The organism is Haloferula helveola (assembly GCF_037076345.1).
In the GTDB taxonomy this organism is placed as follows: domain Bacteria; phylum Verrucomicrobiota; class Verrucomicrobiia; order Verrucomicrobiales; family Akkermansiaceae; genus Haloferula; species Haloferula helveola.
The window spans coordinates 4,872,621-4,887,160 of the sequence record NZ_AP024702.1; the positions used below are offsets into that span (position 1 = coordinate 4,872,621).

The 14,540-nt window shown below is 62.5% G+C and carries 12 protein-coding genes; 10 read left to right on the forward strand and 2 right to left on the reverse strand.

Annotation, left to right across the window (positions count from 1 at the left end):
* The first annotated feature begins 75 nt into the window (after positions 1-75).
* Genes HAHE_RS18470 through HAHE_RS18485 form a run of 4 tightly spaced genes read left to right on the forward strand, consistent with a single transcriptional unit; the run spans position 76 to position 4,195 of the window.
* On the forward strand, positions 76-1,113 hold the full coding sequence (locus HAHE_RS18470; protein ID WP_338686532.1) for a type IV toxin-antitoxin system AbiEi family antitoxin: 1,038 nt from the start codon (positions 76-78) through the stop codon (positions 1,111-1,113).
* Positions 1,106-1,951, forward strand: a complete 846-nt coding sequence (locus HAHE_RS18475) for a nucleotidyl transferase AbiEii/AbiGii toxin family protein (RefSeq protein WP_338686534.1) — start codon at positions 1,106-1,108, stop codon at positions 1,949-1,951. Before HAHE_RS18470 ends, HAHE_RS18475 begins: the two co-directional genes overlap by 8 nt.
* The gene (locus HAHE_RS18480) at positions 1,948-3,147 is read left to right on the forward strand and encodes a type I restriction endonuclease (RefSeq protein WP_338686535.1); all 1,200 of its coding nucleotides are present in this window, start codon (positions 1,948-1,950) and stop codon (positions 3,145-3,147) included. Before HAHE_RS18475 ends, HAHE_RS18480 begins: the two co-directional genes overlap by 4 nt.
* Positions 3,062-4,195, forward strand: coding sequence for a DUF5677 domain-containing protein (locus tag HAHE_RS18485; RefSeq protein ID WP_338686537.1), 1,134 nt, complete (start codon positions 3,062-3,064; stop codon positions 4,193-4,195). Before HAHE_RS18480 ends, HAHE_RS18485 begins: the two co-directional genes overlap by 86 nt.
* Here HAHE_RS18485 and HAHE_RS18490 read toward each other — a convergent pair.
* Positions 4,185-5,078, reverse strand: coding sequence for a class I SAM-dependent rRNA methyltransferase (locus tag HAHE_RS18490; protein WP_338686539.1), 894 nt, complete (start codon positions 5,076-5,078; stop codon positions 4,185-4,187). The two genes, HAHE_RS18485 and HAHE_RS18490, sit on opposite strands and share 11 nt — an antisense overlap.
* A gap of 46 nt (positions 5,079-5,124) precedes the next feature.
* On the opposite strand from HAHE_RS18490, the gene HAHE_RS18495 reads away from it, so the two are divergent.
* The 4 genes from HAHE_RS18495 (at position 5,125) to HAHE_RS18510 (ending at position 10,618) form a co-directional block, all read left to right on the forward strand.
* Complete coding sequence (locus HAHE_RS18495) at positions 5,125-7,056, forward strand: phospho-sugar mutase (RefSeq protein ID WP_338686541.1); 1,932 nt, start codon at positions 5,125-5,127, stop codon at positions 7,054-7,056.
* Entirely contained in the window at positions 7,053-8,873 is a 1,821-nt protein-coding gene (gene lnt / locus HAHE_RS18500; RefSeq protein WP_338686543.1) for an apolipoprotein N-acyltransferase, read from the forward strand. The genes HAHE_RS18495 and lnt overlap by 4 nt, the downstream gene beginning before the upstream one ends.
* Positions 8,870-9,349, forward strand: coding sequence for a hypothetical protein (locus tag HAHE_RS18505; protein WP_338686545.1), 480 nt, complete (start codon positions 8,870-8,872; stop codon positions 9,347-9,349). Before lnt ends, HAHE_RS18505 begins: the two co-directional genes overlap by 4 nt.
* Before the next feature lie 186 nt (positions 9,350-9,535).
* Positions 9,536-10,618 (forward strand): GNAT family N-acetyltransferase, encoded by a 1,083-nt coding sequence (locus HAHE_RS18510; protein ID WP_338686546.1) that lies wholly within the window; start codon positions 9,536-9,538, stop codon positions 10,616-10,618.
* A gap of 15 nt (positions 10,619-10,633) precedes the next feature.
* Here the strand turns inward: HAHE_RS18510 and HAHE_RS18515 are convergent, their stop codons facing one another.
* Entirely contained in the window at positions 10,634-12,475 is a 1,842-nt protein-coding gene (locus tag HAHE_RS18515; protein WP_338686547.1) for a sulfatase-like hydrolase/transferase, read from the reverse strand.
* A gap of 105 nt (positions 12,476-12,580) precedes the next feature.
* Between HAHE_RS18515 and HAHE_RS18520 the strand changes: the two genes are divergently transcribed.
* Positions 12,581-13,381, forward strand: a complete 801-nt coding sequence (locus HAHE_RS18520; RefSeq protein ID WP_338686549.1) for an aminotransferase class IV — start codon at positions 12,581-12,583, stop codon at positions 13,379-13,381.
* Between the two features lie 105 nt (positions 13,382-13,486).
* Entirely contained in the window at positions 13,487-14,539 is a 1,053-nt protein-coding gene (locus HAHE_RS18525) for a sugar phosphate isomerase/epimerase family protein (RefSeq protein WP_338686551.1), read from the forward strand.
* Position 14,540 lies beyond the last annotated feature (1 nt).

Below are 14,540 nucleotides of genomic sequence, written 5' to 3' on the forward strand. Positions count from 1 at the left end.
GTGAATGAGAAGCCCGAGTTGCTTGAGCGGAAGCTGGAGCAGCAGCTCCTTTCGATTCTTGAGGAAATCCCCGGATTGGGGGGCGAGGTCAAGGTTTGGCGGAACCCTGCAGCCTCGGACAAAGCATTCGACATCATGGGGGAACTGCGACTTCCACGAAGCGGGGACAAGATCGAGCTGTGGGTGGAGTGCAAGAATCTGCCGCGCCCGTCGCAGTTCCCGTTCGTGAGTCTTCGGAACAGGTTTCTGGAAGACGGTTCCAGGGAAACCAGGGTTCCGGTTCTGGCAGCCCCCTACATTTCGCCACGGATGGCGGAATTGTGCGAAGAGCACGGCTGGAGCTGGTATGACCTCGCCGGTAACTGCCGCTTGGTGGTTCCGGGGGCAGTTTACATCGAAAGGACCGGAAACAAGCCCGTACACACGCGACCGAAGCCGAAAGCGAATCTTGGCACGGCGGCTTCCGCGAGGGTCTTGCTCGCTCTTCTTGCCCCACAGAATGCAGGGGCGAAGTGGACTCAAACCTCGCTGCAGAAATACTGTGAGCCGGGCGTGAGCATCGGATTGGTCAACAAGGTGGTCACCCACCTGCGCGAGGAGGCGTGGCTGGAAACACTCGATGATGGAACATTTCGGGTGAAGGATGCTGTCGGCCTCATGGAAACCTGGGGGAATGCCTACCGGTTTGATCGGCATCAGAAGTTGGGCTATTTCACGTTGCTGAAACCGCAGGAACTGCACAGGAGGCTGATAAGCTTGAACGATGCGCAAGGAGAGGTCGACTATGCGGCATTCAGTGCGGCGGACTTCCAGGCTCCGTGTGTCCGTCAGAACAAGACATGGCTTTATGTGAGCGATGCGGCGTTGGATGAGTTCATCGAGGTGACCGAGGCGAAGCGGGTGGCAAGCGGGGAGAACCTGGTGGTCCTGATTCCTGATGATGCCGGTGTTTTTTACATGGGGAACCACAGTGACGGACGGCTTGGTTGCACCAATCCCGTAATCACTTGGTTGGATCTGCTCCACGTGGGCGGCAGGGGAGCCGAGGCGGCGGAAGCGATCATGAATCAATGCTTGAAACCGGTGTGGGAAGGAGAGGGAAACCATGTCTGACGAGCCACGATTCGCGGACGACTACGAGCCCCGGCAGGTGACGGCGGCGAGACGGGTGATCGTCGATGTGATGCAGGTGCTCGCGTCCTTCGAGGATTGCCTCGTATTGGTGGGCGGATGGGTGCCGGATCTGGTGATTGCTGATACCGATGAGCCACACATTGGCAGCATCGATGTCGATCTGGCGCTTGATGCGGGCAAGCTGGATGAGGGGCGGTATGCCGAGATGCTGAAGTTGTTGCTCGGAACTAAACGATATTGGCAGGGTGAGAAGGAGTTCCAGTTCGTCACGGAGGTGGATCTGGGTGATGGCGAGAAGCCGGTGGTGGTCGAGGTCGAATTTCTTGCGCCGAAGGAGGTCAAGACGCGGAAGAACAAACCGAAGTTGCTGGAGGGATTCCGGGTGCTGAAGGCGGACGGTTGCGCGGCGGCCTTCCACAGTCCGCTTTCCCAGAAGCTGAAGGGTGAGATGGTGAGCGGAGCCACGAACACGGTGTCGCTGCAGGTGGCATCGGTTCCGGATTTCCTCGTGATGAAGGCCTTTGCGTTGATTGGGCGGGACAAGCCGAAGGACGCCTACGACATTTGTTACTGTCTCGACCACTACGCGGGCGGGATTTCCGAGTTGGCGGAAGCGTGGCGCTCACGGAAGGATGACGCGGATGTTTCCAAGGCGATCGAATACCTCGGGGTGAAATTCGAATCGGTGGAATCGTATGGCCCGATGCAGGTGGTGGAGTTCCACAACGAAACCGATCCCGAGACTCGCCAGGAACAAGCCCGCCGGGCGTATGAATTGGTCCGGCAGTTTCTGGCTGCGATCGAAGAGAAACCATGAGCGGCTACACCGAAGACCACCTGATCGAGCAGCCCGCGATCCAACTCATGGAGCATGAGCTGGGCTGGGACTCGGTGAATGCTTACGACGAGTGGTCTTCGGGTGCGAGCAGCCTCGGCCGCGAGGCGAAGCGAGAGGTGGTGCTGACGGGACGGCTGAAGCCGGCGCTCGAATCCTTGAACCCGGAGCTTCCCGCCGAAGCGTTGGACGCGGCGGTGGAGGAGCTGACGCGGGATCGTTCGGCGCTTAGCCTGGTGGAGGCGAACCGGGAGATCGACAAGCTGCTACGAGGCGGGGTGAAGGTGAAGATCCCGGACCGTGAGCGCGGCGGGCAGCGCACGGAGGTGGTGCGGGTGGTCGATTGGGACGACCCCGGAAAAAACGATTTGCTGCTGGTCTCGCAGTTCTGGATCGCGGGCGAACTCTACACGCGGCGGACGGACCTGATCGGTTTCGTGAACGGGCTGCCGCTGGTGTTGATCGAGCTGAAGAAGCCGGGGGTGAACGTGCGCGAAGCCTTCGACAAGAACCTGGCGGACTACAAGGAGGCGATCCCGCAGCTATTCCACTACAATGGCTTCCTGCTCGTCTCGAACGGGGTGCAGAGCAAGATCGGCAGCCTGACCGCGGCGTGGGAGCATTTCGCCGATTGGAAGAAGGTGGCGGCGGAGGACGAGACGCCGGACATTTCGCTGAACACGCTGCTGCGCGGGACCTGCGAGAAGGGGCGGCTGCTGGACCTGCTGGAGAACTTTTGCAGGTTCGTGGATGCGAAGGGGGCGACGGGGAAGTTGGTGGCGAGGAATCACCAGTATCTCGGGGTGAATCGGGCGATTGAGTCGCTGAGGAGGTGCTGCGGGATGAAGAGGGAGGCAAGCCCTACGGGCACCCTCACCCCGACCCTCTCCCAAGGGGAGAGGGAGGTGGATGGCCGGCATTATCGGGGTGGGCTGGAGTTTGCGGGGATGGTGGAGAGGGCGAGGGAGTTGCGGGAGAACCAGACACCAGCGGAGGAGATGCTGTGGGAACTGCTGCGAGACCGGAAGCTCGGGGGCGCGAAGTTTCGGAGACAGCATCAGTTCGGGGACTACATCTGCGACTTCTACTGCCATGATGCAGCGCTCGTCGTGGAGTGCGATGGCGAGGTTCACGACACGCCCGAGGCCAAGGCCCACGACAAGAAGCGTGATGCCTAGACACCGCATGATGAGGAACCTCCAGAGCTACCTTGATGAGGAATTTCGCAAGCATCCCAACGAAGCGATGCGGCTGTATGACCAAAAGACAATCGAAGAGGCTTTCCCTCACGTTCTCGAAAGCCAGATGAAGGTGCGTTTGGCGAGCCTTACGGCGTCTAGGTCAAGAACCCTCAAGGAGCGAGCCGGATACCTCGACAACATTCGGAACGGAACGTATCTGCTGTGGAAGGAGGGGCTCGACCGACTGGAGCAGTTTATCTCCCTCAACCTCGACTGGGGGACCAAGCTCATCCAAGAGGTCAATTCGAATGGATCCCCGGGGGAGCACCTTTTCTCGGCACTGATACGGAATCACTCGAGAGCCTGTCTGATGGCCGAGGAGATTCTCCATCTTTTGAAGGGTGGCTTTCCTGATGCGGCGTTCGCCCGCTGGAGATCTCTCTACGAGATCGCGGTCACCGCCACATTCATTCGGCTCCGCGGGGAAGCCTGCGCGGAGGCCTATCTGGATCACGAGATTGTCGACGAGCTGAAGTGTCACCAACTGGAGCAAGAACTTGAGGCGGCAAGAGGAATCAAACCGCCGTCCGATGCCTGCACGAAGGACCTGGAGACGGCTTTCCAAGAGATGCTTGAGAAGCACGGCGACTCGTTCAAGAACCCGTTTGGATGGGCTTCCGCGACCTTGCAGGACAAGAATCCTCAGTTCAGGGATCTCGAGGCGCGGCTCGATGAGGAACATGGGCAAGAACACATGCGAGTCCTCTACAAGCGGGCGAGCCACAAGATTCACGCCGCAGCCAACGGTATCTCAACCTCACTCGGCACTCAGAGTTTTGGTGCTAATGCGCCGATGCTTCGTGCGCCTAGCCATGAAGGACTCGGAATGCCGGGCACTCTTTGCGCCCACTCGCTCTGCCAGACATCGATGGTGATCACCAGCCTCTTCACCAGCGCTGAATCCCTCATCGAGATGGAGCTCTTTGGCAGGATTGTAAAGGGAATCGACGAGGCGTTTGGCCGCGCCCTAGCAGTCAACCCATGACCCACAGCGACTTCAGGTAGGGCGGGGCGGTGAAGTCGGGGGGCATGGGGGAGGATTCGATCCGGACGGGGCGGTCGAAGCCGGCGCGGACCTGGGACTCGAAGGCGCGATCGGTGAGTTGGCGGCAGTTGGTGCAGGCGAGGAGACGCCCGCCCTTTTCGAGGCACGCGGCGGCGAGGGCGACGAGGCGGGTGTAGTCCTTTTCGACACGGAACACCTTGCCGTCCTTGTCACGGGAGAAGGTCGGGGGATCGAGAACGATGGAGTCGAACTTGCGGCCCTGTTTCGCGAAGCGACGGAGCCAGTGGAAGGTGTCGCCCTTGCAGAAGTGCTGGGTGGCGGGATCGATGCCGTTCAGCAGCATGTTGCGCTTGGCCCAGTCGAGGTAGGGCTGGGAAAGGTCGAGCGTGGTGGTTTCCGCTCCAGCCGCAGCGGCGGAAACGGAGAAGGCCCCGGTGTAGGCGAAGGTGTTGAGCAAGGTCGGGCCGCTCGTGGATTCCTCGCGGAGTCGCAAGCGGTTGTCTCGCTGATCGAGGAAGATGCCTTGCGAGTAGCCGGACTGGAAGGAGATCTCATAGTTGAGGCCGTTCTCCCGCGCTACGAAGGGCTCGTCTTGCTCAGGACCGCAGAGGTGCTCGGGGGACTCCTTCTGTTGCTGGTCGAGCCGCTTGTGGTAGATGGACCGACCACTTTCGCGGAAGGCGTCGAGTGCACCGTCGGGAAGCCTGCGGTCGCGGGTCGAGACCAGCCAGCGACCGGCGAACTCATCGATTTCGAGGTCCCGGAGGCCGTCGCCGATGCCGTCGAACACGCGAAACGCGTCGGTCGCCGCGTCGGGCAGCGGCGCGCGTCGGGCGATGGCCTCGGAGAGCAATTGTCTCATGGGAGGCGTTGCCATGCCGGAGATGCCCGCTAGCATCCAGCGCGAAATGAGCGACCTCCCAGCCCTACTCGACCAAGCGACCGCCGCCGGAGACCTTCTCGAAAGCTCCCGCGCCAACATCGACCTGCTGCTTGCCGGGGCGGCCAGCCCGGTGGCCGAGGCCGCGGTCCGCGAGCTTGCGGGGGCCGGAGAGTGGCAGGAGCTGAACGATCGGTTCTACAAAACGCTGGCCTTCGGCACCGGAGGTTTGCGGGGGCGGACGATCGGCCGCGTGGTGACCGAGGTCGAGAAAGGAGCCGGCGGACCGAACGAGCGACCGGAGCATCCGTGCGTTGGGACCGCGACGATGAACTTTTTCAATGTCTCGCGCGCCGTGCGAGGCCTGATCGCGGGTGCCAAGGGAGCGGTTCCGGAAGGTAGAAAACCGAAGCTCGTCTTCGCCCATGACACCCGCCACTTCTCGCGCGACTTCGCCGAGTTCTGCGCGAAGGTCTGTGCCGATCTCGGCTGTGATGCCTATCTGTTCGAGGATGCCCGCTCGACGCCGCAGTTGTCTTTCGCGATCCGCGAGCTTCGTGCCGATGCCGGCGTGGTCCTGACGGCCAGTCACAACCCTCCGCACGACAACGGCTTCAAGGCTTACTTCAACGACGGTGCCCAGATCGTCGAGCCCCACGCGTCGGCCATCATTTCCCAGGTCAACGCGATCGACAGCGAGGTCTACGAGCCGGTGCCGGAAGGCGAGCGGGGCAGCGTGACGATTCTCGGCGAGGAGATGGACCGCCGCTACATGGATCGCCTGAAGTCGCTCCTGATGCAGCCGTCCTTGCTTGAGGGCGGATCGGCCAAGGTCGTCTTCACCAACATCCACGGCACCGGCGGGCACATCACGGTGCCGATGCTTCGCGAGCTCGGATTCGAAGTTTTGACGGTGCCCGAGCAGGACGTTCGCGACGGTCGCTTTCCGACGGTCGCGTCGCCGAATCCGGAGAATGCCGCGGCCCTCGAGATGGCGGTCGCTTTGGCGGAGAAGGAGGGCGCCCAGATCGTCATCGGCACGGATCCCGACAGTGACCGGATGGGCGTGGTCGCCCGCGATTCGAAGGGCGAGATGCGTCTGCTGACCGGCAACCAGATCGGCTCGCTGATGGCGTGGTATCGCGGGATGGCGGCGTTTGAGGTCGGCTGGCTCAACGACACGACCCGGGCCCGTGCGCTGTTCGTGAAGACTTTCGTTACGACCGAGCTGCAGACGGCGATCGCGGCCAAGTTCGGACTGGGAGTGGTCAACACGCTCACCGGCTTCAAGTACATCGCGGCCAAGCTGAAGAAATACGAGGACGCGATTCCGGAGGACAAGAAGGGCGGCGACTACCGGTCGCTCGATGAGGACACGACCCGCAAGCTGCGGCTCGAGTATTCGCGCTTCTTCCTTTTCGGCGGCGAGGAGAGCTACGGCTACCTCGGCTGCGACTTTGTTCGCGACAAGGACGCGAATGGCGCGGCAGTCATGTTCGCCGAAGTCGCGGCCTACGCGAAGTCGGTCGGCACCACTTTGCCCGACCTGCTCGACTCGATTTACGACGAGTTCGGCTACCATGAGGAACGGGGCAAGGCGATGGTCATGGAAGGTGCCGACGGTGCGGCGAAGATCCAGGCTTTGGCGAAGTCCTACTCGGTGAATCCTCCGACCGAACTCGATGGTGCCGCGGTGGAGCGGATGCGCGATTTCTCGACGCAGGACCTGTTCGATGAGGAAGGCGACCAGTTGCCGAAGGAAGGAATGATCTTTGTCGATCTGGCCGACGGCCGCTCGTTCGCGGTGCGCCCTTCCGGCACCGAGCCGAAGATCAAGTTCTACCTCTTCGGCAAGGCGGCTCCCGGTGGCAGTCTCGCCGAGCGCAAGGCCGAGGTCGGCGCTGCCCTTGACAGCCTGTGGACCGCGATCGAGGCGGACGCGCAGTCGCGGATGGCATGAGCGAGGGAGCGTCCGCTGGAGCGAAGGTCGGGCGTGGCTTGCTGCGTCCGGCCGCTGCGTTGGCGAGCGGCGTGACGATGGCGGTGCTGGTGCCGCCCTTCGATCTCGGCGGGCTGGTCTGGGTCGCATTTCTTCCGCTGCTGGCGGCGGTGTGGTCGGCCGGGGGCAAGCGTCCGGGATGGCGCGGCTTCGGCCTTGGTTATCTCGCCGGCCTCGGCGCCTTCGTGATCGCCTTCGAGTGGTTGCGGGTTGTCAGCCCCGTTGGGTGGATCGCGGTCGCGGCCTTCCTTTCGCTGTATCCCGCGTTGTGGGGAATGTTCGCGGCCAAATTCGCGAACCCGTGGCGCGAGGCGCCTGTATCAGGGGATGATGAGAGCAGGATCGCGAAGAAGGTTCGCGAGAAGTCCGCGAAGAAGGACAACCATTGGCGTCAGTCGCTCCGTTCCTTGAGGATCGCCTTTTGCGTGGCTGCGGTCTGGTGCCTGACCGAATGGCTGCGGAGTTGGGTGTTCACCGGCTTCGGCTGGAACTCGCTCGGTGTCGCCTTCCACCGCACGCCGGTGATGGCGCAGTCGGCGGACCTGCTCGGGATCTGTGGTTTGTCGTTCCTGCCTGTGTTCCTCCAGGCGGTGTTGGTTCAGACTGGCCTGCGGCTTTGGCAGGAAGCCAAGGGAGGAAAGCTCCGGCCGCACATTGACTTTGGTGTGGCGGCGACCCTGATCGCGCTGGCGTTCTGCTACGGCGTCTGGCGGCTTCACACCGTCGGCAAGCAGGAGGGCGTCCGGCTCAAAGTACTATTGGTGCAGTTGAACATTCCGCAGGAAGCGGCGCGGCGTCTTTGGTCGCCGACCGACATTCACCTCGGTTACGAGGAGGAGACGCTGAAAGCTCTGAGGGCGATCGAGGAACAGGATGCCGAAGCTTTCGAGAAGGCGGCTGCAGAAGGAGGGGACGTGGTGCTCAACACGCCGGATTGGGTCATGTGGCCGGAGTCGTCGCTGGTTGGCCGGATTCTCCGGTTGGAGGACGGCAGTTGGGGGACATGGGACGAGAACCTGCAGACGATGTCGCGCGTCTTCGGCGAAGGCGATTTCACGCTGGTGATGGGCCTCAACGAGATCGAGGGCGAGATGCTTGGCGATGCGATGGTCGAGAAGGAGAATGCGCGGGTCTGGAATTCGCTGGTGTTGCTCAATCCGCAGAATGACCTGCAAACCTTCCGCAAGCATCACTTGGTGATCTTCGGGGAGTACATCCCGCTCGTGGAGGAATTGCCTTTCCTGAAGACGCTGTACGAGCAGCAGTCGGGGGCGCAGTACGGTGGTGCGTTTTCCAAAGGGGAAAGCTTTGATCCGCTGATTGCCGAAGTGGAGGGTGAAACGGTTGGCCTGATCCCGACGGTGTGCTTCGAGGACACGGTTCCGAGGCTGATGCGCCGCTTCGTGCGGTCCGGTCCGCAGTTGATCCTGAACGTCACCAACGACGGATGGTTCAAGGACAGTCCGGCGGCGGCGCAGCACTATGCGAATGCGAAGTTTCGTGCGATCGAACTGCGACGGCCGATGGTCCGCTGTGCGAACACCGGAGTGAGTGCGGCGGTGAATTCGGTTGGAAGCTCCGCGCATCCGGTCACCGGCGAGCCCCAGGAACTGCGCGACGAAGATGGCAGCCACCTCACCCGTGGCTGGCTGCTTGCGGATGTCCGCATTCCGACCCGACCCGCGCTGTCGCTCTACGCCGTCATCGGCGATGCGGGGGTTGTCGTGCTCGGGCTGCTTGGCTTGGTGGTGGGTGTTGCGGGAAGACGCAAGGGATGAAGGACCGGCTTTCCGATCGGGTTGCGCGCGGGTTGTTCATTGCGGCGGCGGTGTTGATGCTGGTGATCAATGCGTTGCCCTTGATCGAGTCTGGTTATCTCTCGAGCGGACAAATGCTTGAGGTTATGCACGGATGGGAGATTTGGTTGAGCGTGATTCCGAGCCTTATCGATTTTCATAACATGTCATTCCAATCGAAAGGCCCGGACTTCGCATGGGTTCTCGGAGCGGCTGTTGTACTCGGATCGCCGTTTCTCGTCCGGCAGTTGTCGGTGAGCCGGGTGTTGTGGTGGTCGTTGCTTGTGGCTTCCGCTTTGGTGATACTCGGTCTGACCGGTGTATTGGGATGGATGTTCGTAGTTGATCCCAGCTACGGGGAATTTTTTCGGTTCCGAATCGGGATCGTCTTCGTGCTCACCTATCCGCTCGTCCACTTCGCCGGAGTGCTGTGCGTCCGCAAGCGGATCCTCAAGTGAGATTTGGAGTGCGGTGGCAGAGGGAGTCTGCGACCGGCGACACCGCTTTTGGGGTTTGGCCGGGATTGAGGTGATCCGGCGGAGAGGGTCGGTTCGAAAGCGGTGTCGCCACCCCTGACGGGGTTCTGCCACCGCACTCCAAAGGCTGCCGCTTGCGCGAGCCGGTCCGGGTTGCTAACAAGCCGCGTGGCCGCGCAGGGTGACGTCAGGGCAGTTCTCCAGTATGTTCCGCAGTTCCGCGGGAAGGTCTTCGTCGTGCTGATCGAGGCCGGACTGCTGCCGGAGCCTGCGGTGGCGGAAACGCTTCTCGACCTCGCCTCGTTGGAGGCGGTCGGGGTGAAACTCGTCCTCGGCGTGCTTGGAGGCGATCTGCAGGACCTCTACGACTGGACGCTCGAGTGTGAGATCAAGTCGGCGCGGATGACCAAGCCGCTGGGCGATCCCGGGGCGATCGAGGAGGCCAAGGCGATCCACGGGCGAGGCCAGACGGTCGTGGCCGACGCTTCGTCGAATGATCCGCTCGACCCGCAGGTCGTGGATTTCACGCTGGGGATGGGTGCGGTGAAGCTCATCACGTTGCTTGAGGAAGCGATCCTCATCGATGGCGAGCCGGTTCCGGCCGTGCCGGCTTCCGGAGCGGCGGCACTGGCGGCGGCCGGGGATGTCACCGGCCAGCACCTGTTGGTTGCCGCGGCGAAGGCATGTCAGCGCGGAGTGCCGCGGGTGCATGTTCTCAATGGCCGGCGGCAGGGTGTTCTCGTCGATGAGCTGTTCTCCAACGAGGGCGTCGGAACGATGATCCACGCCGATGCCTACCGCGAGATTCGTCCGTTGCGCGACGAGGACATTCCCGAGTTGCTGGGGATGATCGGACGGGTGGTGCGCCGGACGAAGTTGGTGCCGCGGAACTACGAGGACATTCTGGCGAAGCTGGGCGACTACCACGTGATGACGATCGACGGCAACGTCGTCGGCTGCGTGGCCCTACATGTGTATCCTGAAATGTCGATCGGGGAGGTGGCTTGCCTCTACGTCAAGATGAACCACGAAAGCCGGGGCTACGGCGCCGATCTCGTCCGTCACGCGCAGCACGTGGCGCAGAGCAAGGGCTTGCCGCGGGTGTTCGCGCTGACGACACGCTCGGCCGCGTTTTTCCACGACCGGATGGGCTACGAGGAAGGGAAGGCAGAAGATTTGCCGGAGTCGCGGCGCAAGCAGCTCGAAGAGAGCGGCCGGGACTCGCGGGTCTTCGTGAAGGAGTTGCTTTAAGGGAGGTGCGGGTGCCTAGCGGATCCAGTCGATCTCGACCTTGGTTCCGGTCTCGCCTTCGATGCCAAGGGTGACCTTGCTGGTGGTTTCGGGCCACTCGGGCTTGAGTTCGATCTCTTGGAAATGCTTGCCGGGAGAGATCTCGACTCCCTTGGCGTTGCTCTCGGGTTCAGTTCCAAACGAAAGTTGAACCGGCTTGTCGGTCCGGAGACGGATGCGCAGCGGTTCCGAGTTCTTCGCGCCGCTCAGCTTCAGTCCGTCGCGAACAAGTTCGGCCTTCGGGGCAGTGAGATGGAACTCGAGGAATCCTTGCATTCCCGGAAGAGCGTCGGTGCCCGAGGAAGTCCAGCCCTCCGTCATCCAGCCACCGCAATCGAAGTCGAAGCGGAAGCGGCCGTCCGCCGGATCGCGCCCGTTGTTCTTTTCCCAGAGGTCGGACAGACCGTCGCCGTCGTTATCCGGCCGGACGCTTTCGTATTCCGGATTGTGGGCGTTCTTGGCGAACGGGCTTTTGGTGCCTTCGTAGACCATCGTCGCCTTCGGCTCAGGGTTGTCGCCCATGTCGCCCTTCGCGAGCCAGCCGTCCATCAGCTCGCGGTGACGCTCGAGTTCCGCAGCGAACTCCGGATTGGCGGCCAGGTTCACCAGCTCATGCGGGTCGTTCTTCAGGTCGTAAAACTCCTCGGGCTGACGTTCCCCGAAGTAGATCTTCGCCAGCTTCGGATCCAGTGATCCGTTCGCATAGGCGGCGCGGATGACCTTCATCTCCGGGCGCGGATCCCGGTACTGCGGTTGGTAGAGGTTGCGGTCGGTGAGCAGGTTCCGCGTGTAGCGGAAACGGTCGGTGCGCAGGCTGCGGACGGAGTCGATCGTCTGGTCGCAGCGGTCGCGGGCGGAGGCGACGAATTCGGCCGGCTTGCGGCCTTCCGCGAACAAAGGTGTGCCTTCGAACCAGTCGGGCACCGGGACACCGGCCCACGCGCAGGTGCTTGCCGAGAGGTCGAGCAGGCTGACCAGATCATTTCGACGGCTGCCGGCTTCTCCGGTGATCCACTTTTTCGGACCCGTGATTACGAGCGGTACATGGAGGCCGCCTTCGGTGCACATCTGCTTGTGCCGGAGCAGGTGGTTCGCGCCGTGGTCGGAGAACCAGACGATGATCGTGTTCTCCATCAGACCGTCGGCCTTCAGTTGATTGAGGATCTCTCCGACCTGGTCGTCGTTCTTGCGGACGGTGTTGAGGTGCTCGGCGAAGAGCCCCATGTGGAACTCGTCCTGTGGGTAGTCGTCAGCGACCTTGACCTTTCCGACCTCCACCTTGCGGTCGTTCGGGAACTTGTCGCCGTTGCCCTTCCCGCCGGCCATCTGGATCTGGCCGAAGAACGGCTTGTCGCCGGCCGGAGTCCACGGCTTCTTCTTCTGTTTGCCGTTGAAATCGTAGGCCGCGTTCGAGTCCCACTGGAAGTTGTAGTCGGTCTTGCCGGCATTGAAGGTGTAGTAGCCGGCCTCCTTGAGCAGTTGGGGGAGGAGTTTCCAACCGGTGGGCAGTTGGATCTCACCACCCTTTACTCGCGACGAGCGGTGTTCATGGGCGCCCGAACGGATTTGGCTGGCTCCCGTGATCACCGCCGAGCGGCAGGGGGAGCAGACCGGAGCGGGGGCGTAGGCGCGTTCGAAGAGGACACCCTGTTTCGCGAGCGAGTCGATGTTCGGGGTGTGGCCGACATTCAGCGGATGGTTGTAGCAGCCGGCCCACGGGGAGAGGTCTTCGAGGAAGAACCAGAGAATGTTGGGGCGGTCCGGGGCGGCGTGGATCGCGGTGGCCGACAGCGCGAACAGGAGGGCAAGGATCTTCATGGGTTCGTGGGGTAACGTCCCCGGCTGGCTCAACGTTACAGGAACTTTCCCGTTACGCCGCGTTTTGGATTCCAGCTTCGGGGCATAGCGCGCAGGCTTTCCCCGATGAAGGTCTGGACGCTGGAGGAGGTCGGTGGAGTGCTTGAGGACCGCTCCTTCACGCACGGTCTCGGTGTCTTCGAGACCATGCTCGCGGTCGACGGTCGCCTGGTCGCGCCGGAACTCCACTTCGAGCGCCTGCAAGCCGGTTGCTTGCGGCTCGGCATGGCTCCGCCCGATGAGTCGAAGATCCTCGATTCGATTGACCCGGTGCTCTCATCGCTCGCCGCTCCACGGGCGAAAGTCCGGCTGATGCGGACGGGTGGACGCGGCCGGATTGACGATCTGGATGGTGACCAGCCGCTGACCGTGCTCGCGGTCGAAGCGATTGCGCTTCCACCGGAGTCGGTTGGGGTCATCACTTCGCCATGGCCACGGAACGAAGGGTCACCTTTGGCCGGGGTGAAGTGTTCGAGCTACGCGGAGAACCTTGTGGCGCTCGATCACGTGCGGAAGGCGGGTGCTGACGAGCTCATCTTTCCGAACACGCGCGGAAATGTCAGCGAGGCGGCGACGGCGAATGTCTTCGCGGTAATGGACGGAACCGTCGTGACTCCGAGTCTGGACTGCGGCTGTTTGCCCGGGACGGCGCGTCGCCGGGTGATCGATCTGGCGACTTCGCTGGGGCTTAAGGTCGAGGAACAATCGCTTCCGATCGCGGAGGCGAGGGAGGCGGACGAGCTGTTCCTGACATCCGCCACAAGGGGCGTCGTCTGGGTTTCCGACTGGGACGGCCGGGGCTTCGCCGACAGGCGGGTGACCGAGCGTCTGCGGCAGGCCTTCGACGAGTCGCTGAAAGGCGAGTGAAAGACGCGATTTTCCCCGACATCCGGCCATTTTCCCATCGATCCGGTGAAAGGGAGGCCGTTAGGCTCGCGCTAGATTAGCCAATCCACAACCCCGAGAGAATCCATGCCACGTCCAGTCACGCTATTCACCGGCCAGTGGGCCGACATTCCCGCGGAAGAACTCCTGCCGAAGGTCAAAGCCATGGGCTTCGACGGCGTCGAACTCGCCTGTTGGGGCGATCACTTCGACGTCCAGGCCGCGCTCAATGATCCCGACTACATTCCTGCCCGCTGGGAGCTTCTGAAGAAGAACGACCTCGGCGCCTATTCAATCTCGTCGCACCTCGTCGGCCAGGCGATCTGCGATCCGATCGACGCGCGTCACCAGGCGATCCTTCCCGGCCATGTCTGGGGCGACGGCGACCCGGAAGGGGTCCGCCAGCGCGCCGCCAAGGAGATGATGGACACGGCCAAGGCCTGCCGGAAGTTCCTCGACGCCGGCAAGGACTACATGGCCGGCCGCGCTGCCGGAACCGGCAAGGCGGTGGTTAACGGCTTCACCGGATCGTCGATCTGGCACGCCCTCTACGCCTTCCCGCCGACCAGTCAGGATTATCTCGATGCCGGATACGAGGACTTCGCCAAGCGCTTCGGTCCGATCCTCGACGCCTTCGAAGCCGAGGATGTTTACTTCGCGCTCGAAGTGCACCCGACCGAAATCGCGTTTGATATCGCCAGTGCGGCCCGCGCGATCGAGGCCGTCGAAGGACACAAGCGCTTCGGCTTCAACTACGATCCCTCGCACCTCGGCTACCAGGGTGTCGACTACGTGAAATTCATCCGCACCTTCGCCGAGCAGATCCACCACGCCCACATGAAGGATGCCTGGTGGGGGCACGGCAATGGTGACGTCGGCGTGTTCGGCGGTCACACCGACTTCGGCGACGCGCGTCGCTACTGGGACTTCCGTAGTGTCGGCCGCGGCGACATCAATTTCGAAGAGGTGATCGTGGCGCTCAACGACATCGGCTACACCGGTCCGCTGTCGATCGAATGGGAGGACGGCCGCATGGACCGCTTCCACGGTGCCACCGAGAGCTGTGCCTACGTCAAGGACCTCGACTTCCCTGTGAATGAAGCCGCCTTCGACGCCGCCTTCGACCGCGACAACCAGTAAT

What these genes read in the sequence shown, in the direction of transcription:
- HAHE_RS18495 (WP_338686541.1), top strand. Translation starts at nt 5,125, where the DNA reads ATGAGCGACCTCCCAGCCCTACTCGACCAAGCGACCGCCGCCGGAGAC.
- HAHE_RS18475 (WP_338686534.1), top strand. Translation starts at nt 1,106, where the DNA reads ATGTCTGACGAGCCACGATTCGCGGACGACTACGAGCCCCGGCAGGTG.
- HAHE_RS18480 (WP_338686535.1), top strand. Translation starts at nt 1,948, where the DNA reads ATGAGCGGCTACACCGAAGACCACCTGATCGAGCAGCCCGCGATCCAA.
- HAHE_RS18490 (WP_338686539.1), bottom strand. Translation starts at nt 5,078, where the DNA reads ATGAGACAATTGCTCTCCGAGGCCATCGCCCGACGCGCGCCGCTGCCC.
- HAHE_RS18525 (WP_338686551.1), top strand. Translation starts at nt 13,487, where the DNA reads ATGCCACGTCCAGTCACGCTATTCACCGGCCAGTGGGCCGACATTCCC.
- lnt (WP_338686543.1), top strand. Translation starts at nt 7,053, where the DNA reads ATGAGCGAGGGAGCGTCCGCTGGAGCGAAGGTCGGGCGTGGCTTGCTG.
- HAHE_RS18485 (WP_338686537.1), top strand. Translation starts at nt 3,062, where the DNA reads ATGATGCAGCGCTCGTCGTGGAGTGCGATGGCGAGGTTCACGACACGC.
- HAHE_RS18520 (WP_338686549.1), top strand. Translation starts at nt 12,581, where the DNA reads ATGAAGGTCTGGACGCTGGAGGAGGTCGGTGGAGTGCTTGAGGACCGC.
- HAHE_RS18505 (WP_338686545.1), top strand. Translation starts at nt 8,870, where the DNA reads ATGAAGGACCGGCTTTCCGATCGGGTTGCGCGCGGGTTGTTCATTGCG.
- HAHE_RS18515 (WP_338686547.1), bottom strand. Translation starts at nt 12,475, where the DNA reads ATGAAGATCCTTGCCCTCCTGTTCGCGCTGTCGGCCACCGCGATCCAC.